Annotated in this window: 18 protein-coding genes; 3 read left to right on the forward strand and 15 right to left on the reverse strand. The window is 68.8% G+C overall.

Annotated features, from left to right (window positions below; genetic code table 11):
• Positions 1-2 precede the first annotated feature (2 nt).
• The 9 genes from KF903_RS11995 to KF903_RS12035 all read right to left on the reverse strand — a co-directional run bounded on the left by KF903_RS11995 (position 3) and on the right by KF903_RS12035 (position 9,680).
• On the reverse strand, positions 3-557 hold the full coding sequence (locus KF903_RS11995; protein ID WP_291215090.1) for a CvpA family protein: 555 nt from the start codon (positions 555-557) through the stop codon (positions 3-5).
• Positions 558-678: 121 nt separating this feature from the next.
• The gene (locus tag KF903_RS12000; protein WP_291215093.1) at positions 679-1,614 is read right to left on the reverse strand and encodes an SPOR domain-containing protein; all 936 of its coding nucleotides are present in this window, start codon (positions 1,612-1,614) and stop codon (positions 679-681) included.
• Between the two features lie 91 nt (positions 1,615-1,705).
• Entirely contained in the window at positions 1,706-2,980 is a 1,275-nt protein-coding gene (gene folC, locus KF903_RS12005; RefSeq protein WP_291215096.1) for a bifunctional tetrahydrofolate synthase/dihydrofolate synthase, read from the reverse strand.
• Between the two features lie 259 nt (positions 2,981-3,239).
• A complete protein-coding gene (locus KF903_RS12010; protein ID WP_291215098.1) occupies positions 3,240-3,884 on the reverse strand; it encodes a rhomboid family intramembrane serine protease in 645 nt (214 codons plus the stop codon).
• 264 nt (positions 3,885-4,148) lie between these two features.
• On the reverse strand, positions 4,149-5,219 hold the full coding sequence (locus KF903_RS12015; RefSeq protein ID WP_291215101.1) for a M35 family metallo-endopeptidase: 1,071 nt from the start codon (positions 5,217-5,219) through the stop codon (positions 4,149-4,151).
• A gap of 134 nt (positions 5,220-5,353) precedes the next feature.
• Complete coding sequence (locus tag KF903_RS12020; RefSeq protein ID WP_291215104.1) at positions 5,354-5,752, reverse strand: plastocyanin/azurin family copper-binding protein; 399 nt, start codon at positions 5,750-5,752, stop codon at positions 5,354-5,356.
• Positions 5,753-5,755: 3 nt separating this feature from the next.
• Positions 5,756-7,279: a DUF1501 domain-containing protein gene (locus tag KF903_RS12025; protein WP_291215106.1), complete on the reverse strand. Its 1,524-nt coding sequence runs from the start codon at positions 7,277-7,279 to the stop codon at positions 5,756-5,758.
• Between the two features lie 37 nt (positions 7,280-7,316).
• Positions 7,317-9,194: a DUF1800 domain-containing protein gene (locus KF903_RS12030; protein WP_291215108.1), complete on the reverse strand. Its 1,878-nt coding sequence runs from the start codon at positions 9,192-9,194 to the stop codon at positions 7,317-7,319.
• Positions 9,195-9,308: 114 nt separating this feature from the next.
• A complete protein-coding gene (locus KF903_RS12035; RefSeq protein ID WP_291215110.1) occupies positions 9,309-9,680 on the reverse strand; it encodes an MGMT family protein in 372 nt (123 codons plus the stop codon).
• A 50-nt stretch (positions 9,681-9,730) separates the two neighbouring features.
• Between KF903_RS12035 and KF903_RS12040 the strand changes: the two genes are divergently transcribed.
• Complete coding sequence (locus tag KF903_RS12040) at positions 9,731-10,135, forward strand: hypothetical protein (RefSeq protein WP_291215112.1); 405 nt, start codon at positions 9,731-9,733, stop codon at positions 10,133-10,135.
• A gap of 39 nt (positions 10,136-10,174) precedes the next feature.
• Here KF903_RS12040 and KF903_RS12045 read toward each other — a convergent pair whose 3' ends face one another.
• From KF903_RS12045 to KF903_RS12055, 3 genes are all read right to left on the reverse strand, one after another.
• Positions 10,175-11,308: an inorganic phosphate transporter gene (locus KF903_RS12045; RefSeq protein ID WP_291215114.1), complete on the reverse strand. Its 1,134-nt coding sequence runs from the start codon at positions 11,306-11,308 to the stop codon at positions 10,175-10,177.
• A 15-nt stretch (positions 11,309-11,323) separates the two neighbouring features.
• On the reverse strand, positions 11,324-11,953 hold the full coding sequence (locus tag KF903_RS12050) for a DUF47 family protein (RefSeq protein ID WP_291215116.1): 630 nt from the start codon (positions 11,951-11,953) through the stop codon (positions 11,324-11,326).
• A gap of 578 nt (positions 11,954-12,531) precedes the next feature.
• Complete coding sequence (locus tag KF903_RS12055) at positions 12,532-13,314, reverse strand: RNA methyltransferase (protein WP_291215119.1); 783 nt, start codon at positions 13,312-13,314, stop codon at positions 12,532-12,534.
• Positions 13,315-13,437: 123 nt separating this feature from the next.
• On the opposite strand from KF903_RS12055, the gene KF903_RS12060 reads away from it, so the two are divergent.
• Complete coding sequence (locus tag KF903_RS12060) at positions 13,438-14,238, forward strand: inositol monophosphatase family protein (protein ID WP_291215121.1); 801 nt, start codon at positions 13,438-13,440, stop codon at positions 14,236-14,238.
• Between the two features lie 103 nt (positions 14,239-14,341).
• Here KF903_RS12060 and KF903_RS12065 read toward each other — a convergent pair whose 3' ends face one another.
• The 3 genes from KF903_RS12065 to rsfS all read right to left on the reverse strand — a co-directional run bounded on the left by KF903_RS12065 (position 14,342) and on the right by rsfS (position 16,697).
• Complete coding sequence (locus tag KF903_RS12065; RefSeq protein WP_291215123.1) at positions 14,342-15,541, reverse strand: OmpA family protein; 1,200 nt, start codon at positions 15,539-15,541, stop codon at positions 14,342-14,344.
• Positions 15,542-15,802: 261 nt separating this feature from the next.
• The gene (gene rlmH / locus KF903_RS12070; protein WP_291215126.1) at positions 15,803-16,273 is read right to left on the reverse strand and encodes a 23S rRNA (pseudouridine(1915)-N(3))-methyltransferase RlmH; all 471 of its coding nucleotides are present in this window, start codon (positions 16,271-16,273) and stop codon (positions 15,803-15,805) included.
• Between the two features lie 46 nt (positions 16,274-16,319).
• Positions 16,320-16,697, reverse strand: coding sequence for a ribosome silencing factor (gene rsfS, locus KF903_RS12075; RefSeq protein ID WP_291215145.1), 378 nt, complete (start codon positions 16,695-16,697; stop codon positions 16,320-16,322).
• A gap of 527 nt (positions 16,698-17,224) precedes the next feature.
• Between rsfS and KF903_RS12080 the strand changes: the two genes are divergently transcribed.
• Positions 17,225-19,234, forward strand: a complete 2,010-nt coding sequence (locus KF903_RS12080) for a DEAD/DEAH box helicase (RefSeq protein WP_291215128.1) — start codon at positions 17,225-17,227, stop codon at positions 19,232-19,234.
• Positions 19,235-19,447 lie beyond the last annotated feature (213 nt).

The raw sequence follows: 19,447 nt of genomic DNA on the forward strand, positions 1-19,447 counted from the left end.
CTTCAGTGGGCTGGAGGAGGCGCAGCGGGCGCGGGCAGCGCGGGCGGCACGGATTGCTTGAGCAGATTTTCCACCGGTTCGAGGTAAGACGCGACCTCGGCCGGCAAGCGTGCGGCGAGCCAGTCGGCGCCGACCTGGAACGTCGGCAGCAGACGCGACTCCTGCCACCATGGATCGCGCCGGAACAGCGCGCCGAGCACGAACACGACGAGCACCACGAGCGCGAGGCCGCGCACGAGGCCGAACACCATGCCAAGCAGGCGGTCGCTGCCGCTGAGGCCGCTGCCGGCGACGAGCTTGCGCATGACGAAGGCGAGGATCGCGCCCGCCACCAGCACGGCGATGAAGCACAGCACATAGGCCAGCATGATGCGGGCCGACGGCGTCGGGATCGTCGCCTCCAGACGCAGCGCGAGCTGCGGACCGAACAACCACGCGACCCAGAATGCGCAGAACCAGATCGCCAGCGCCAGCACCTCGGCGATGAAGCCGCGCCACAGGCCCATCAACATCGACAGGGCGAGCACGGCGACGATCGCGTAGTCGGCCCAGTTCATGACGGCGCCGTGATCGGCGCTGGGCGGTTCGTGATGGGCGAAACAACGCACACGTGACACCACCCCTGCCTGTCCGAATCGCCCATCACGAATCACCGGTCACGAATCACCCATCACCGCTTCATTGGGTGACGATCATGCCATCGACCTTGAGCCGGTCCTTGATGCCCGTGCGCAACTTCTCTGCCGCCGCACGGTCGACCTCGGGACCGGCGCGCACGCGCCACAAGGTGGCGCCATCGGCGTTGACCTTGTCGACGAAGGCGGCGAAGCCGGCGCCGCGCACGCGATCGCGCAGCTTGTTGGCCTCGTCGGCGGCCTTGAACGCGCCCAACTGCACGGCGAATCCACCGGCGCGATTGGCCGCCAGGCTGGCCGGGGCATCGGCCTTGGCGTCGTCGGCATTCTCGACCACGCTGCCGGGCACGCTCGGCTTGAGCTGCTTGATGCGCAGACGCGCCGCCTCGGCCGCCGCGCGATCGGCGAACGGACCGACCCGCACGCGCTCGGCGCTCTTGCCCTGATAGTCGGTGGCCTCGGCATAGGCGGCAAAGCCATCCTTCTTGAGCGCGGCGACGAGGTCGGCCGCGTTCTTGCTGGAACTGTAGACGCCCAGATGCACGAGATAACGCGCATGGGCCGCCGTGCCCGCACGGGGCGCGGCCGCCGACTCGCCCGGCTTGCCGGCAGGCGCCGCGACCGGCGCGGGGGCGGTCGGCGCGGCCAGCGTGGGCTTGGTGGCAGCCGGTGCCGTTGCCGGCGGCGCCGTGCTGGCCGGTGTCGCATCCGCTGGCGCGGGCGCGCTCGCGGTATCGACCGTGGTGATCCGATCGGGGCTGGCCGCTGCCGGACTGGCCGCTGCCGGCCGTGGCGGCGCCACGTCGAGTTCGCGGGTCTGGAACTCGCGATCGGGAGCCGGCGGAATCGCCAGCGGCGTGGTCTCGAGCGAAGTCGGCTGGCGCGGCCCAGAGCCCGAGATGAACATCGGCACGAAAATCACCGCGAGCGCGATCAGCACGGCGGCGCCGAGCAGGCGCTGTTTGAGCGAGAGGTCCATGGGCGGTCCACGGTGCGGGAAACCGCTCGAATTATACGGGAGCCGACCGCGCCGCCGATGTGCCGGTGCTGAACGCGGTGCCGGACCTCGATCAAGTCTCGTCGCGCGCCGCGAGTGCGGCGCCGGCCACGAAGAACGAACCAAACGCGATGATGCGATCAGCGGGCACGGCCTGCGCCCGCGCCTGCGCCAGCGCGGCGGCCACACTCGCGCTCGCCGCGGCGACGCGCGCGGGCGGCAACGCGGCCATGCGCGCGACCAGTGCAGCCGCACTCAAGCCACGTGACGAGACCGCATCGAGCGCCGCCGGGAACCAGCGATCGACGCAATCGGCCAGGGCCGCGACGACGCCTGCCACGTCCTTGTCGGCCAGCGCGCCAAACACCGCCAGCGTACGGCCGCGCGCAGGTTCGTCGCGCAGCCATTGCGCCAGCGCGCGCGCTGCCTGCGGATTGTGGGCGACATCGATCACGAGCTCGGGCTCGCGCGCGATGCGCTGCAGGCGCGCTGCCGCCTGCGCGTGCACGACGCCGCGCGCGATCGCGTCCGCGTCCCAGCCGCAGCGTGGCCGCAAGGCGTGCAGCGCGGCGATCGCCGCCGCCGCATTGGCCAACTGCACCGGCGCCGCCAACGCCGGCCGCGGCAATTCGAGTCGCGTGTCGCCGCAGCGCCAGTCCCAGCGTGCGCCAACGTGACCCTGCCAGTGGTAGTCGCGCCCCGCCAGCATGAGCCGCGCGCCGAGTGCGCGCGCGGCATCGAGCAGGCCAGCCGGCGCCTGCGCATCACCGACGATGGCGGGCCGGCCACGGCGGAAGATGCCGGCCTTCTCGCCGCCGATGCTGTCGCGGTCGTGGCCAAGCCAGTCCTGATGGTCGAGATCGACCGTGGTCACGATCGCGGCGTCCGCATCGATGATGTTGACCGCATCGAGCCGCCCGCCGAGCCCGACTTCGAGCACGGCCAGATCGAGCCCGGCCTGCGCGAACTGCCACAGGGCCGCCAGCGTGCCGAACTCGAAATAGGTCAGCGCGATGTCACCGCGCACGGCCTCGATGCGCTCGAAGGCATCGATCCAGCCCGCATCGGGCAAGTCGCTGCCGGCCACGCGGGCGCGCTCGTTGTAGCGCACGAGGTGCGGCGAGGTGTAGGCGCCCACGCGTTGCCCTGCCGCAGCCGCGATCGCCTCGACGAACGCCACCGTCGAGCCCTTGCCATTGGTCCCCCCCACCGTGATGACGGTAGCCGCCGGTGGCGGCGCACCGAGCCGGCGCCAGACCTCGCGCACGCGCTCGAGCCCGAGCGCGATCGCATCGGGGTGCGTGCGCTGCTGGTAATCGAGCCAGGCTTGCAGGTTGCGTTTGGACATGGGCAGATACCGTCGGGCGTTCGGGCCGGAGCCAGCGTGGCGCGATGGATGGACGCAACCGCCGCTACCGCCAGCGCGGTAGCGCCGCCGGGCCGCGCAAATCCAGGTGCCGGCGGCGCTCGCTGCTGGCAATCGCCGCAGAGCGCGCCGGAGCCGGATCTGCAGCGACCGCACGATCCCGCGGTGGCGACGCGCATTCAGGGTACCGCGGGCGGCGCTCGGCTGGCCGACTGCGACAGCCGCGAGCGCGCGTCCTGCCTCACAACATGAGGCGTCGCCGCGGCTTCCACGGCAACCGGCCACGCCAGTACTGCAGCAGAAGATAGCCGAAGGCCAGGCCGCCCAGATGCGCGAAGTGGGCGACGCCGGCCTGGGTGCCGGTGACGCCGAGCACGAGTTCGAGGATGCCGTACAACACCACGAACAGCCGCGCCGGAATCGGAATCGCGAAATACAGCAGGATCCGTGCGCGCGGGAACATGAGGCCGTAGGCCAGCAACAGGCCGAATACGCCGCCCGAAGCGCCCACGGTCGGAAAGTAGCCGTTGGGGAAGAAATGCATGACCGCGAGCTGGGTCAGCGCCGCGCCAACCACGCAGGTGAAGTAGTAGACCGCGAACGGTTTGCCGCCAAGCACATCCTCGACCGGTCCGCCGAACATCCACAGCGCCAGCATGTTGAACAGGATGTGCTGCATGCCGCCATGCAGGAAGGCATAGGTGACGAGCTGCCACGGCTCGAAGCCGATCACGTCGCTGTAGGGCGAGGGGCCGAGCGGCCACAGTGCGAACGGCACGGTCAGCGGATATGGCGGCTGGCTGTCATGCAGCGCCATCTGCAGCAGGAACACGAGGATGTTGGCGATCAGGAGCGCGCGGGTGACGGGCGGCGTGCGGTCGGGCATGCGTCGGGGCCGGCTACGGAAGGCCCGCATTGTGACCCGTCCGCGCGCATCGACGCAAAGGCTGCCGGCCCTCGCCGCAATGGTTGCAGGTCGGTTCGCTTCACCGTCACGCGGTGCGCGCGCCGTGCGGGGGCGAGCCAGGCGGCGGCTGACCGCTCACGGATCGGCGCCTCGGTTTCGCGCCGCCCCCCTGCACTGGCGTGCGGGCCGACCGCAACGAGGCCGCGACCGCGGCCCCGCTGCTGCCAGCGACATCGCTGCAAGTCAGTTGCGCGCCGGATTGTTCTCGACGAAGTACTCGTGGTTGTCGGCGTTCTTGACCGCCGTGGCCGGCTTGCTGGTGGCGAGGTTGTGCGCGTTGGTCTGGCCATAGCCATGGTCGCCCGTCGCTGCGACCACGTTGAAGTGGCTGGTCTCGTGCACGAGCGTGCCCGCGCGCGAGTCGGTGCCGGTGTTGGGTGCCGACCAGAACGCGCCGCACAGGTAGACGCGATAGGGCTGGGTCGGGTAGACGTAGGCGTAGGTGCCGCTGTCGGTGCAGCTGCAGTCGAAGGTGTAGGGTTGGCCCGACAGCGCGCTCTTGATGTTGGTGAAGTGCGACTTCACGGTCGAGTAACGGCTGCTGGTGTAGCTGCCGAACCACCACGTGTAGCGCGAGCCGGTGTTGCCGGCATCGAGGTAGCTCTTGGCGTTGGTGGCATAGCTGACGGCGGAATTGCGCGCAGTGGCGAGCTGGCTCTTGCGCGTATTGCTGCAGCCGACAAAGCTGTTGGTGGCGGCCAGCAGGCCGGGCGTCGCGCCGACCGTCTTGGCCGCATCGAGCGAGTCGAGTGCAGCGGGCGCGCCGTCGACCCACAGCAGCGCGCTGTCGCTGTCGAGCGCAACCGTGGCGGCGACACCCGCCTTGGCGGCCTGGCCGGCTTCGAGCAGGACGCTGTCGGCGTCGCGCTCGTAGCGCACCGCATACTGGCCGCCCATCGACATGTCGTAGTACGCGCTCAGGTCGACATCGGCGCTCAACGACTCGCCCGGTGCCAATTCGATGTAGTCCTTGGCGGTCGGTGCGGTGCGCTTGTACAGCGGGCCGGTGTAGGTGACTTCCATGCCGTCACGCTCGACCTTGAACAGGTTGTTGGTCACGCCGTCGAGCGGCGTCTGCCAACGCAACACATGCAGCGTGGTGGCGGCGTCGTTGCGCAGCGTGAACACGACATTGCCGCTGCCGAACGCGGCCGCCTGGCTCGCCGCCTCCAGTCGCACCGAAACACCACCGGGCGCGGCCATGGCCACGCCCGCGCACGTCAACAACAGCGAACCCAGAAGGATCCTGCGCATGATGATCGACTCCCCTCTCGTGATGGATTGGGCCATCGCTGGCGCGACGGCGGGACGGTCTCCCCAGACCGAGCGCGGAGCATAGGGGCGCGCCGTGGAGCGGTAACGCGGCGGTGCAGCAGGCGCGAGCGTGCTCACGGCGCGCCATCGAAGCCGTCGACGAGGATGCGGTCGATCACCGTGATTTCACCGCGCATGCCGCTGCTCGTGCTGCCATGTGCATCGCAGTAATAGCCGAGCGTGCCAAGCCGATCGAACCGACGCGACACTTGCCACGGCTGCGCACTGGGCGCGGTGTGCAGGTTGCAGTCGAGGCCGCAGACGAAGCTGTTGTCGTCGGCATGAACGTTGTGCAGGCCACCGCCGTTGACGAAGCGCACGGTGTCATGCTGATGGATCACGAGGCTGGCTGGGGTGAAGGTCATGTCGGGGTTGGCGGTGACGACGTGCACGGCCGCCGCGACCGGAGCGGCCAGCACCAGGCCGCAGGCGAGCGATGCCAGCCGGCCACCGCACGGACTGAAAGCCGACATGACTCAGCCGAGGAAGCGCAGGTTGGCGGCCGGGAAGCGGCCGAGGTTGGGCAACAGGTCGGCAATGCCGCCCGCGCTCACGCCAAACCACGCAGCCAGCGTCGCCACGTACGGGTCGACCGCGAGCGTCGGGATGATCTGGCCGTAGCCGGTGTCATCGGGATTGCTGGTGGCCGGATGATCGTCGTCGTACTGCGCCAGCGATGGCATCGTGCCGTAGAACCGGCCGCCGCGCACCGCGCCGCCGACCACGAAATGATGCCCGCCCCAGCCATGATCGGTGCCGCTGCCGTTGACCGTGAGCGAACGACCGAAATCCGACGTGGTGAAGGTCGTCACCGCATTCTCGACGCCGATTTCCACCGTGGCGGCATGGAAGGCCGCCAGAGCCTGCGACAGTTCCCGCAGGTTGGCGGCCTGGTCGATCAGTTGGTCGCCGTGCGTGTCATAACCGCCAACCGAGACGAAGAACACCTGCCGACTCATGCCGAGCGAGGCACGCACCTTGAGCAGCAGCGCGACGGCAGCCAACTGGTTGCCGAGATCGGTGTCGGGAAAACGCGTGGTCAGGCGCACGCCGGTCATCGCCGCGTTGAGCAGGGCCGCATTGGCAATCGCGCGGCTGGTGGTGTCGGCGTAGGCGCGCTCGAGCACGTTGGCCTGGCCGCCACTGGCACGCAGCGCATCGTAGGCGGCGGTGCGCGCCGGGTCGGTCGGAACCATCGACGAATCGGGGCCGTCGCCGCGGAAACTCATGCCGGGCACGCTGAAAAAGTCGACCGGATTGCCGTCGCCGTCGACTCCGGCCGCCTGCGCCGCGGCCTGCCACGAATCGAGCGCGTACTGATTGACGACGCCGGCACGCTGGAAGCGATTGATGCCGCCCAGCGTGATGCTCATCGGCAACTCGCCGCTGTTCCCGCTGTAGAGCATGTCGGCGACACGTCCGCCCCAGCCATCGGCATTGGTGTCGTCGGGCCGTGAGGTCATCCACTGGTTGGTCTGGTCGTCGTGCGAATACAGCTGTGGCGGTTTGGCCACGCTGTCGTTCTGGTACTGCGCCTGCGTGATCGGATGCAGCAGAGTGCCGACGTTGGCGACGATGGCGGCCTTGCCACCGTTGAACAGGCCGCGCAGACCGGCATTGCCGCCGGTGATGCTGCCGAGGGACGGATGCATGCCATAGGTCGCACCATCGCTCGGTGGACCGCCTGGCAAACCGCCGCCGAGGGGCAGCGGCGTGAGCTGGTTCGCGTTGAGGCTGGCCTGGCTCAGCGCCAGGCCCTGCCGGGTGGCGGCATAGGTGGCGTAATGCGCCGCATCGCAAGGCGCAATCGTGTTGAAGGCGTCGTTGCCACCGCCCAGGTGCACGCACACGAGCGCCTTGTAGTCGTTGAACGCGGGACTGCGCGTGGCGGCCGCCGCAGCGGCGATCAGGCGCAGGTTGCCGAGCGCGGAAAACGCGCTGACCCCACCGAGAGCCGCACCGATGCTGCGGCACAGGAACTGGCGTCGATTCACATGCATGGTCATTGCTCCCGCGCCAGCGTGGCGCTCGGCGATTTCATTTCTGGATCGAGTATTCGGGCGAGGTGAGGATCAGGTACAGCGCTTCCTGCAACCGGGCGCGACCGAGATGGTTGTATTGGGCCGCCTGCATCTGGTTGAGCCGCGTGACCAGCACGTTGCGCATGAACGGCGACATCTGCCCGGCCATCAGCAGCCCGTTGTAGCGGTCGATGAGCGCGCCCGGATCGCTGGCCGCGAGCGCGGCATCGCTGGTCTCATCGAGCAGCAACATGGCGGATTGATCGGCACCCCAGCAGTCGGTGCTGCCGACGTACATGCAGAAAACTTCCCAGAACAGCTTGTTGGCGAGCGCCGTCGAGGTGGTGTCGGTGAGGATCTGGAACTCGGGCCCGACCAGTTGCGCATCGCGCATTTCGCCCGACGGGGCGAAATCGGGCTTGAAGAAATTGAACACGGTCGGTGCGTACAGCGGCGCCTGACCGATCTGGTCGGCCAGCGGCGGCCAGGTGCCGAGATTGCCGACGCGCCCGCTCCAGATCGGGTCGCCGGTCGGCGTGCGCGCATGCAGTGCGCGCCACATCTGGGTGAGCTTGAGCAGCGGCTCGCGCAACTTGCCGTAGCTGGCGTAGCGTTGCCAGTGTCCCAGGCGCGCCTCCGGATCGAGCAGGATCGCGCGCAGCACGGCGCGCAGGTTGCCGCGCACATGGGCCGCACTGCCGTCGTCGTTGAACGCTTGCGCCACACGCTGCACATAGGCCGGCGACGGATTGCTCGTGACCAGGCGCTGGATGAGCTGCTTGCCGATGAAAGGTCCGACATTGGGATGGTGGAAGATGTTGTCGAGCGTCTGACTCAGCTCGGCCTGGGCACTGGCCGGCTGCAGGACCCCATTGGGCAGCGCCACGCCCGGATAGACGAGGAGCTGCTTGGTCGAGGTGTTGTCGTGCCAGTATTCGACCGGCTGCATCGGCAGCCGCCACTGCGGGTCGTAGGATTCGCTCGGACCACAGTAGAAGTACTGGTCGTGGTTGTCGGGGTTGTCGCAGCACAGCGGAACGCCGTCCTGGTATTGGAGGCTGCAGCCGGCACCGTTGAAGTTCCATCCGGTGAACACGGCGGCAAAGCCGCGGATCGTGGCTTGGTCGTAGTTCGGGATCGGCTGTCCGCCAGCCAGCTTCGGCGTGCCGTCGAGGTTGAGCTGGACCAGGCCGATCGAGAACAGCTGGTTGATCTCCCGCGCATAATTCTCGTCGGGATGGATGTTGGCGGAGTCGTCGGCCTTCTGGTTCTGGATGTGGGTGAGGAACACGCCCATCGCCGGATGCTTGGTCACGTCCTCGAGCAGATCGCGGTAGTTGCCGAAGGCATCGTCGGCCAGCATGTCGTAGTAGCTCGTCAGCGCCCACGGCTGCCCGGCGAGGGTGCCATTGGTGTTGGCGACGACGAAGATCTCGCTCAGTGCAAAGGCGACACGCTGGCGCAACTGGTCGGTCGGCATGACCCCGCCGCGACTCGGATCGGGTGTGCCCAGCGCATTGATGGCCCAGCTTTCCAGCCGCGCATGTCCCCATTCGTCGACGACGTTGCAGTATTCGTCGCTCGGCGGACACACGATGGCATGCACCCAGTCGAGGTAGGGCGTCTGGTGCGAGGCCGGCGCCGTGAACTGCTCGTTGAGCCAGCCCTGGTAGCCCACCAGGCGCAGATGCGCGATGTCAGCGTCGGTGGCACCGAACGTGGCCTGGGTCAGGAAGCGCACCGCGTCGGCGTCGTCGAGCGGCGCGGCGGCCAGCGCCTCGAAGCCACTGCGGTAGATCGAGTCGGGGAAGTGGCTCTGCGCGAGCGCCGGCGCAGCCAGAGCCGCGCCTGCTGCGGCCACGCTCGCCGCCAGCCATCCTGTCGTGGGCCGCATCGTCGTTCTCCGCCAGCTCGAAGGTCGGGCAATCCTGCTCCGGATCGGTGCGACGCGCCCGGACGCAGCGCACAAAAGCGCGCTGGCCGATGATTGCTTCCTGTGACGGACTCCTCAGGACCGGCGACCGGGGCGGGGCGCGGCCCACAACAGGCGGTCGAGATCGCGATCCCAGCCGAACGCGGCCAGATCGACGCGACCGCGGTGCACCCGCACCCCCTCGGCGGCCAGCAGGCGCACCTGCTCGCGGAACGCACGGCTGCCGACGGGAAACGCGATCCGACCATCGGCCCGCAGCACGCGCTGCCACGGCAGCGACGCGGCGCCGGCCTCGCCCAGCACCCGACCGACCAGTCGCGCGCGCCCGGGCAGGCCCGCGCGGCGCGCGATCTCGCCATAGCTGGCGACGCAGCCGCGCGGGATCGCCGCGACCGCGGCACGGATTGCCACGCCGGCCTGCGTCGAGGTCGACTGCGCTGACTTCATCACCAGTGCACGCTAGCATACCGACCCACCGCTGGAGACGGAGTGTGCCCGTGCAGAGCTTCGAACAGATCCGCTCCCATCTCGGCGCGAAGCATCAGCTCAAGACCAACGATCCCTACCTGGTCAGTTTCGAGCTGGCCCTTGCCGGTGGTCGCCACCAGGGCATCTACCTGGCCGAGCTCGAGGACGAGGACGGCAGCAAGCTCGTGCGCATCTCCACGCCGGTCAGTCCCTACGCCGAGGTGGATCCCACGCGCTGCCTGCGCTTCAACTGGCAACAGCGGTCGGGCTATCTGGCCGTCAGCGATCTCGCCGGCTCGCCCTACCTGCACCTGTGCGAAAACCGCTGGTACGGCCAGTTCGATGCAGCAGCGCTGGAACGCCTCATCAGCGAACTGGGCAAGCTCGGTGACCATATCGAGGCCACGATCTCGCGCGGCGGCGACATCTTCTAGCAGTTCGAGGGTCGACGCCCGGCCCGGCGTCGGCGCCGCCTACACCGGCAGATCGAGGGCATGTGCCAGGCGCACCAGTGCCCAGGCGATTCCCGCCGTCACCGGCAGCGTGAGGATCCACGCCCACACCATGCGCTCGACGATCGACCAGCGCACAGCATTGGCGCGCTTGGCCACGCCGACGCCGAGGATCGCCGCCGAGATGTTGTGGGTGGTCGACACCGGGATGCCGAAGTGCGAGCAGGCCAGGATCACGCTCGCCGAAGCGCTCTCGGCGGCGAACCCGTTGATCGGATGCAGCCGCACGAGCTTGTGGCCGAGCGTCTTGATGATGCGCCAGCCGCCGGCCGCGGTTCCGGCCGCCATCACAGTCGCGCACAGCACCTTGATCCAGATCGCGATCTCGAACTTGCCGCCGGCCTGGTCCTCCATGCGCAGGAAGTGCAGCCACGCCGGGATGTCGTCGAAGGTGCCAGCCGTGGTTGCGCTGGCCAGCGCCAACGCGATGATGCCCATGGTCTTCTGCGCATCGTTCATGCCGTGCGACAGGCCCATGGTGGCGGCCGAGGCGAGCTGCGCCTTGCCGAAGAAGGCGTTGACGAACGGCGTGCGGCCCAGGCGCCGCAGCAAGCCCTGGCGCGAACCGAGGAAATCGATCAGCGAGAACAGCAGGCCCATGACCAGCAGACCGATGATGAAGCCCGCCACCGGCGAGGCCACCATCGGCACCACCACCTTGGGGATGACGCCCTTGTCGCCCCACCAATGGGCGCCACCCTGGGCCCAGATGATCGCGTGCCAGTTGTTGTGGGCCGCGGCCAGCGCGGCGCCGCACAGCGCGCCGACGAGCGCGTGCGAGGAGCTCGACGGCAGGCCCCACCACCAGGTGATGAGGTTCCAGATGATGGCGCCCAGCAGCGCGCAGATCATCACGGTCGGGGTGACCGCAACCAGTTGGGTGTCGACGAGGCCGGCGGCGATCGTCTTGGCCACCGCGGTGCCGAACAGCGCGCCCACGAGGTTGGTCGAGGCAGCCAGCAGCACGGCCTGACCGGGGCTGAGCACCTTGGTCGCGACCACGGTGGCGATCGAGTTGGCGGTGTCGTGGAAGCCGTTGATGTACTCGAAGGCGAGCGCGATCAGGACCACCAGCAGGACGAGGGTCAGGGCCATTGGCAGCGCGCCGGATCAGGAGTTCTTGAGCACGATCTGGAACACCACGTTGCCGGCATCGCGGCAGCGGTCGATCGCCTTCTCCAGCAATTCGAACAGGTCCTTGAGCAGCAGCACGCGCAGCGGCTCGTGGCGACCGCCATACAGGTCGCGATACAGCTCGAGCATGAGGCGGTCGGCTTCGCTCTCGATCGCCTGCAGGCGGTCATTGAGCTGCCCCATGGCACCGATGTCCATGCCCTTGCGCAGCTTGAACACCATCTGGCGGATGACGTCGGCAGCCTTCTCCAGCAGCGCCGCGCGCGCCTTGAAGTCGATGTCGCCGAGCTGGTCGGCGGCCAGCGAATAGCGTTCGGCGAACTTCGCGGTCGACTTGGTGATCTTGTTGAGTGCCGCAGCCAGCGCTTCGATGTCTTCGCGCTCGAGCGCAGTCACGAAGGTATTGACGAGTTCGCGGCTGATCTCGGCCGTCAGGTCCTTCTCACGGCGGCGCGCATGCATGAATTCCTCCAGCGACGGCGCCGCCTGCGAGGCATCGAGCATGGCCACCAGCGCCTGCGCCGAATCATGTGCCGCCTGCGCACTGGCCTCGAGCAGGCCGTAGAACTTGTCGCCCTTGCCGAAAATGGTCTGCAACGAAAACATGCGTGCCCCGATCCTGTGCGTGCCGGGCGTCGTCGCGCGACGCCGGCGAAAATGAGCCGCGACAGATCCCCTGCCGGCATGCCGCGAGCGCTGGACGCTCGCGGAACCGGCTCGACGACGAGCCTGGATGCCACTGTGCCGCGGGCCGCACGGACGCCAATCCGGCGGCCCGCGTATGGTACAGCAGCGTCGGCGGCCGGCGCTGCAAGCGGTCCGCCGTGGCGCGGCCCCGGGCAGTGCGTTGCTGGAGCGCCCCTGCGCCGCATCGTGGCGCCAACGGGCCGGCAACGTCGTGCATGTTGATCGAAATCCTCGCGGTCATCGCGTTGGCGCTCGGCAACGGCTTCTTCGCGCTGAGCGAGGTGGTGCCGATGCCGGCGCGGCGCAGCCGGCTCACGCAGTTTGCGCGTGACAACCAGCGTGCGCGCGTCGCGCTCGACCTGCTGGCCCAGCGCAAGGACATCCTCGCCCCCGTGCAGGTGTTCACCGCCCTGCTGCAGCTCAGTGCCGATACCGCGTCGGCGCCGGCATCGGTGCGCATCGACAAGCGGCTCGTCACAGCCGAGCGCCGAGCAGGCTCAGGCGTCGCCGGCACCACCACCGGCGGCCGCGGCCAGCCGCGCCATGCGCTCGGCGTCGGCAAGGATGCCATGCAGCACGCGCAGTTCGCGCTCGCTCGTGCCGGCGCGCAGGAACACGCGGCGCAGGCGCTGCAGGATCACCTCCGGATCGCGTCCCTTGTGGAAATCGATGGCATCCAGTGTGCGCGCCAAGTGGGCGAAAAACGCTTCCATCTGCGCCGCATCGGCCGGCCGCGCTTGGGGTTCGCACGCCGCACCGGTACCGGCCTGCGCCAGCCAGGCCTCGCGCAGTTCCCAGGCGATGACCTGCACGGCCTGGGCCAGGTTGAGCGAGCCGTAGTCCGCGTCGGTCGGGATCACCACCGCGGCGTGGCAGTGCTTGATCTCGTCGTTGCTAAGTCCCGATTGCTCGTTGCCGAACAACATCGCCACCTGTTGCCCGGCCTGCGCCGCCGCCAGCATGCGCCCAGCGGCGGCGCGCGGTTCCAGCTCTTCGAGCTCGACGCCGCGATGGCGCGCCGTCGCCCCCAGCACGAGATGACAGTCGGCCAAGGCCGGCGCCAGCTGCGGGCTGATCTGCGCCGCCGCCAGCACGTCCTGGGCACCAGCCGCCAGCGCGCTGGCCTGCGGATGCGGAAACGCCTGTGGCGCCACCAGCACGAGCCGGCGCAGGCCCATCGTGCGCAGCGCGCGCGCCGTCGAGCCGATGTTGCCCGGATGCGAGGTGTTGACGAGCACACAGCGAATGCACTCGAGCGGGGTGTCCGTAAGCGACGTCATCCTGATTCCGTTGCGCGGCCTGCAAGGCGCGCGATTTGGTCCGCCCGGCGCGATCTGCTAGGCTCGCGCGCCGGCGTGGGCCAACCACGCCATGTTCTTTTCCACTTCGTCCAGCCAGCCATCATGCCCAGACCCGCCGTCAATGTGGCGGTGCGCGCCGCGCGCGCCGCCGGCCAGATCATCCTGCGTTACATGAACCGCCTGGACAGCCTCGAAGTGATCGAGAAGCAGCGCCACGACTACGTGTCGGAGGTCGACAAGCTCGCCGAGGCCGAAATCATACGCGAACTGCGCCGCGCCTATCCGCGCGATGCGATCCTGGGCGAGGAATCGGGCCAGATCGGCAAGAGCCGCAACGTGTGGACGATCGATCCACTCGACGGCACCCACAACTATCTGCGCGGCTTCCCGCATTTTTGCGTGTCGATCGCGCTGGTCGAAGCGGGTGAACCGGTCGTCGGCGTCATCTACGATCCGCTGCGCGACGAGCTGTTCACCGCCAGCAAGGGCGATGGTGCCTTCCTCAACGATCGCCGCATCCGCGTGGGCAAGCGCGAGGGCCTGGCCGGGGCGCTGCTGGTCACCGGCTTCCCGTTCCGCCAGCGCCGCCATCTCGACGCCCAGTTCGCGATGACGCGCGCGCTGCTGAACGAGGCCGAAGACATCCGCCGCACCGGCTCGGCCGCGCTCGACCTGGCCTATGTCGCCGCGGGTCGCGTCGACGGCTACTTCGAGACCGGCCTGTACGCCTGGGACATGGCGGCGGGTTGCCTGCTGGTACGCGAGGCAGGCGGCCGCTACTGCGACTTCACGGGCCGCGACGGTATCCCGGCCAGCGGCAACCTCGTTGCCGGCAACGTCCACGTCGCCAACGCGATGGTCAAGGCAATCGCCGCCGAACTGCCGCCCGTGCTGGCGCACTGACCGCCCGCGGGTCGGGGGCGCCGTCGCATCACGACCGACCGCCGCACAAAGAAAAAGCCCGGCTTGCGCCGGGCTTTTTCGTGTTGCGGTATCGCGATCCCGATTACGGGTTCTCGACCTTGAGCTCGGTGCGGCGATTGCGCGCGCGGCCTTCCTTGGTCGCATTGGTATCGATCGGCTGCGTTTCGCCGAAGCCCTTGACCGCGGTGATGCGGTCGGCACCGATGCCATGCGAAGTCAGGTAGTCGGCCACGATCTGCGCACGACGCTCGGACAGACCCTGGTTGTACTCTTCGGTACCGATCGAGTCGGTGTGGCCGTCGAGTTCGACCTTGATCTGCGGGTAGCGGTTGAGCGCATCGATCGCCTGATCGAGGATCGCGATCGAGTCGGCGGTCGGCACGGCCAGCGTCGGCTCGATGTTGTGCTCACCCTTCTTCGGACGGTCGAACTTGAAGTTCACGCCACGCAGGTCGATCACGACCTTCTGCGGGCAGCCGTCGGGACCGACGATCGTGCCGGCCGGCGTGTCGGGGCAGCGGTCGTCGCAGTTGTTGACGCCATCATGATCGTCGTCGAGCGTGTGGCAGTCGGGCGGCGGCGGGGTCACCGCGGCGACCGGCGCCGGTGCAGCGGCCTTCTCGCCGAAGCTGTACACGAGGCCGACGCTGAGGATCGCATCGACGTAGCCGCTCTTGTGCGACGGACGGAACGTCACGCCACCATTGCCGCTGGCGCGGATCGGCAGGCTGTCGGAAGCGCTGCCACGCGTGTTGTCGTCGCGGTCGTAACGGGCAGCCAGTTCGCCGCGCAGCGCGAGGCGCTCGGACATGTTGAACTGCACGCCGCCACCGATCGTGGCCATCGGATCCCAGCCCGACGCATTGGTCGTCATCGCGCCGCCCGGCGGCGGGGCGCTGAGGAAGCCCGAATAGGCGGCATGGCGCTGCGCGCCAACGCCCGCCATCACGTACGGACGCCACTGCGCGCCTTCCTCACCGAAGAACCAGCGTGCGCTCACGCCAAGAGTGGTGCTTTCCCACTCGTGATGCGGACGCCACGAGCTGTTCTTGAACTTGGCATTGTTGATGCCGTATTCGAAGTCGACGGCGAGGTTCGGGTTGACCCACACGCCAGCGCCGATACCACCCCACACCGAAGTGTCGGTTTCACGGTTGCTGTCGGGGATCGCGGCGCCGATGCGCGGCGCGATGTACCAGTTACCCATGTCCTGGGCCTGGGCCACGGCTCCGCCGCCAAGCAGCGACAGGGCGATGAGGGCGCTGAGGGCATTGCGTTTCATTCTGGAGGACTCCTCTCTCGTTTTGGTTTTGGCGCCTGCCATGTGCTCGTGGCGCAGGTCACTCGGTGTCACACTCGACGATTATACGCCAGAACAACGACCGGAAAACAATCGTTTAACACTTTTCCATGAACGTTGCAGCGGCGGATTGTAGCCGAGCCAGGCGAGGGTCGCGCTTGCGTGTGAAAAGTTCGTTAAGACTCGCCTCAGATTGCCTGCTGGCCGGCTCTAGGCCCGCCGCAACCGCAGGCCCGGCCGCGGTCAGGCACGATGGTACGGATGGCCCTGGACGATCGTCACGGCTCGATAAAGCTGTTCGGCCACCACCAGCCGCACCAGCATGTGAGGCAGTGTGAGCGGGCCGAGCGACCAGCGCTGGTCGGCGCGCTCGAGTACCTCGGGCGCATGGCCATCGGGCCCGCCGATGAGCAACGCGAGATCCCGGCCCGCCATGCGCCACTGGCCGAGCTGCGCAGCCAGTTCCGTGCTTGACCAGGCCTTGCCGCCACCATCGAGCGCCACCGCATGGACGTCGCGATCGAGCGCCGCCAGCACGGCCTGGCCTTCCTCGACGCGCGCGCGGCGTGGATCACGCCCCTTGCCGCGCGCGCCCGCCGCGATCTCGACCAGATCGAGTGGCAGATCGCGTGACAGGCGCTTGCGGTACTCGGCCCAGCCTGCGGCCACCCAGGCCGGCATGCGTTCGCCAACCGCGAGCAGGCGCGCCTTCATCGATGGATCCGCGCGCAGCGGACTGCCGCACCGGACACGCGCCGCCTCATCCGGCGACGGGCAACTCGTCCGACGTCCAGTCGCCCACGCTCCACAGTCGTTCCAGACCATAAAACTCGCGTGTGCGCGGCAACATCACATGGACGATCACGTCGCCGAGGTCGACCAGCACCCACTCGGCGTCACGCTGGCCCTCGACGCCGATCGGCGGCACGCCGGCACGCTTGGCCTTGACCACCACTTCGTCCGCGATCGACTTGACGTGGCGCGATGACGTGCCGCTGGCCACCACCAGCAGATCGGCCACCGAACTCTTGCCGCGCACATCCACCTCGACCACGTCACGGGCCTTGAGGTCATCGAGCGCATCGAGCACGAGCTTGCGCAATTGCGCGAACGCATCGAGCACCTTGGGCGCTCTCACCGCGGCCTTGCGCGCAGCCGACTTGACCGGGCCGGCCTTGGCCACCGCCTTGCCGCTCGTTGCCACCTTGCGCGGCGCCGTGACGGCAGCCTTCTTTGGCGCGGAAGCCTTGTTGATGACCTTGCTGGGCGCGGACGCCTTGCTGCTGGCCTTCTTCGGCGCAGGCGCCTTGCCAGTGGCCTTGCTTGCTGCGGCCGACTTGCCGCCGGCTCTGGCCGGAGCCTTGCCGCCCGGCAGCTTGCTGTTGCGGGATGGAGCCGTCTTGGCAGCCTTGGGAGCTGCCGCCTTGCCCGGACGGGCACGCGTTTGCGACGTAGCCAAGCGGGTGCAACCTCTGCGTGAAGGGCGCCTTGAGCGGCGCGTGGCCAGTATAGGCAGATTCGCCGGCGGCCGGGATGACGCCACTGCCCTGGATGCCGCCGCTGTCGCGTGCACACTGCGCCGACGGCTGCGTGTCAACGCCGTGGGCGTAGTCGTGGCGCGCTACAATCGCGCGCCCTACTACGCGGCGTGGCCGCCTTCTGCGCATGTCGACCGACGCCCGCGATACCTCGTCCGAAACCCCACCGTTCAGCGCGCTCGGCCTGCCCGAGCCGTTGCTGCGCGCGCTCACCGACGTCGGCTACGAGACGCCCTCGCCAATCCAGGCGGCGACGATCCCGCCGCTGCTGGAAGGCCGCGACGTGCTCGGCCAGGCGCAGACCGGCACCGGCAAGACCGCGGCCTTCGCGCTGCCGATCCTCGCCCGCATCGACGCCGGCAGCAGCGCACCACAGGCACTCGTGCTCGCGCCCACGCGTGAACTGGCGATCCAGGTCGCCGAAGCGTTCCAGCGCTACGCGACCCATCTGCCCGGTTTCCGCGTGCTGCCGATCTACGGCGGCCAGAGTTACGGTCCCCAGCTCGCCGGCCTCAAGCGCGGGGCCCACGTCGTGGTCGGCACGCCCGGGCGCATCATCGACCATCTCGAACGCGGCTCGCTCGACCTGTCGAGGCTGGCGACGCTCGTGCTCGACGAAGCCGACGAGATGCTGCGCATGGGTTTCATCGACGACGTCGAGACCGTGCTCAAGAAAACGCCCGAGACGCGCCAGATCGCGCTGTTCTCGGCGACGATGCCGCCGCCGATCCGGCGTATCGCGCGCGAGCACCTGCGTGAACCGGTCGAGATCGCGATCAAGGCCAAGACCACCACCGCCGCCAACATCCGCCAACGCTACTGGTACGTCAGCGGCCTGCACAAGCTCGACGCATTGACCCGCATCCTCGAGGTGGAACCATTCGAGGCGATGATCGTGTTCGCGCGCACCAAGCAGATGACCGAGGAGCTGGCAGCCAAGCTGCAGGCACGCGGTTTCGACGCCGCCGCGATCAACGGCGACATCGTGCAGGCGCAGCGCGAGCGGCTGATCCAGCAGCTCAAGGATGGCAAGCTCGACATCCTCGTCGCCACCGACGTGGCCGCGCGCGGCCTCGACGTGGAGCGCATCAGCCACGTGCTCAACTACGACATCCCGACCGACACCGAAGCCTACGTGCACCGCATCGGCCGCACCGGCCGGGCCGGTCGCAGCGGCGAGGCGATCCTGTTCGTGGCGCCGCGCGAGAAGCGCATGCTGCAGGCGATCGAGCGCGCTACCCGCCAACCCATCGCCGAAATGCAGTTGCCGAGCGTCGATGCCGTCAACGACCAGCGCATCGCCCGCTTCCAGCAGCGCATCGCCGATGCGCTCGGCAGCGACGACCTCGGCACCTTCCGCCAGCTCATCGAACGCTTCGAGCAGGAGCGCAACGTGCCGGCGATCGAGATCGCGGCCGCGCTGGCGCGACTCGCGCAGGGCGACAAGCCGCTGCTGCTCGAGCCGCCGGCGCATCCCGAGCGCGCGCGCAGCGAGCGCGCCCCGCAGGAACCGCCACAGCGCCACCGCGCGCAAGCGCCGTTCGATGCCACGCGGCGCCGATCAGCCGATGCCACGCGCGCGCCGGTCGCTGCCGACCCGCGCCCGCATGACGGACCTGTGGCGGCAGGCGGCGCGGCGCAGCCGGCTGCGCGCAGCCCAACGCGCCCACCGCGCTCGCACCACCGTGAAGAGCACGATGAACGCTCGCAGGTGCGGCATGGGCAGGAGCTGCCCGACGCGCGCCGCGAACGGCCCGCGCCACGCGAGCGCAGCGCGCACACGCCCGCCGAAGGTCTCGAGACCTTCCGCATCGAAGTCGGTCACGCCCACGGCGTCAAGCCGGCCAACATCGTCGGCGCGATCGCCAACGAGGCCGGCCTCGATTCCAAATACATCGGCCGCGTCGACATCCAGGACGACCACAGCTACGTCGACCTTCCGGCCGGCATGCCACACGAGATCTTCAAGCACCTCAAGAAGGTGTGGGTCTCGGGCCAGCAACTGCGCATCGCCCGCGCCGACGCAGCGGACGAAGCAATGCGGCCGCGCCCACCCAAACGCCCCCCTGCGCGCGGTGCCAAACCGGGCGGCCTCGCCCCACCGCGGCGCCACGCACCCAAGAAGCCACCGCGCTGACCGCCGCGGAGCGGACGCCTGCGGTTCCGCGGGGACGCGTATTTTTTTGCTCGTCGGTTCCTCCGATATCGCTGTGCTCGCGCTTTGTTGATCGTTCGCGGGGACCGACTCACGTTCGTGGTGGGTTCGTTGTGCATCGGTGGGCGGCTTGCGCCGGTTGGTTTTTGGGCTGGTGCCATCGTTGGCTGGTGTGCGAGTGCCGACTCACGTCCC

The sequence above is a fragment of the Dokdonella sp. genome, assembly GCF_019634845.1.
GTDB lineage: Bacteria > Pseudomonadota > Gammaproteobacteria > Xanthomonadales > Rhodanobacteraceae > Dokdonella_A.

What these genes read in the sequence shown, in the direction of transcription:
- KF903_RS11995 (WP_291215090.1), bottom strand. Translation starts at nt 557, where the DNA reads ATGAACTGGGCCGACTACGCGATCGTCGCCGTGCTCGCCCTGTCGATG.
- KF903_RS12000 (WP_291215093.1), bottom strand. Translation starts at nt 1,614, where the DNA reads ATGGACCTCTCGCTCAAACAGCGCCTGCTCGGCGCCGCCGTGCTGATC.
- folC (WP_291215096.1), bottom strand. Translation starts at nt 2,980, where the DNA reads ATGTCCAAACGCAACCTGCAAGCCTGGCTCGATTACCAGCAGCGCACG.
- KF903_RS12010 (WP_291215098.1), bottom strand. Translation starts at nt 3,884, where the DNA reads ATGCCCGACCGCACGCCGCCCGTCACCCGCGCGCTCCTGATCGCCAAC.
- KF903_RS12015 (WP_291215101.1), bottom strand. Translation starts at nt 5,219, where the DNA reads ATGCGCAGGATCCTTCTGGGTTCGCTGTTGTTGACGTGCGCGGGCGTG.
- KF903_RS12020 (WP_291215104.1), bottom strand. Translation starts at nt 5,752, where the DNA reads ATGTCGGCTTTCAGTCCGTGCGGTGGCCGGCTGGCATCGCTCGCCTGC.
- KF903_RS12025 (WP_291215106.1), bottom strand. Translation starts at nt 7,279, where the DNA reads ATGCATGTGAATCGACGCCAGTTCCTGTGCCGCAGCATCGGTGCGGCT.
- KF903_RS12030 (WP_291215108.1), bottom strand. Translation starts at nt 9,194, where the DNA reads ATGCGGCCCACGACAGGATGGCTGGCGGCGAGCGTGGCCGCAGCAGGC.
- KF903_RS12035 (WP_291215110.1), bottom strand. Translation starts at nt 9,680, where the DNA reads ATGAAGTCAGCGCAGTCGACCTCGACGCAGGCCGGCGTGGCAATCCGT.
- KF903_RS12045 (WP_291215114.1), bottom strand. Translation starts at nt 11,308, where the DNA reads ATGGCCCTGACCCTCGTCCTGCTGGTGGTCCTGATCGCGCTCGCCTTC.
- KF903_RS12050 (WP_291215116.1), bottom strand. Translation starts at nt 11,953, where the DNA reads ATGTTTTCGTTGCAGACCATTTTCGGCAAGGGCGACAAGTTCTACGGC.
- KF903_RS12055 (WP_291215119.1), bottom strand. Translation starts at nt 13,314, where the DNA reads ATGACGTCGCTTACGGACACCCCGCTCGAGTGCATTCGCTGTGTGCTC.
- KF903_RS12060 (WP_291215121.1), top strand. Translation starts at nt 13,438, where the DNA reads ATGCCCAGACCCGCCGTCAATGTGGCGGTGCGCGCCGCGCGCGCCGCC.
- KF903_RS12065 (WP_291215123.1), bottom strand. Translation starts at nt 15,541, where the DNA reads ATGAAACGCAATGCCCTCAGCGCCCTCATCGCCCTGTCGCTGCTTGGC.
- rlmH (WP_291215126.1), bottom strand. Translation starts at nt 16,273, where the DNA reads ATGAAGGCGCGCCTGCTCGCGGTTGGCGAACGCATGCCGGCCTGGGTG.
- KF903_RS12080 (WP_291215128.1), top strand. Translation starts at nt 17,225, where the DNA reads ATGTCGACCGACGCCCGCGATACCTCGTCCGAAACCCCACCGTTCAGC.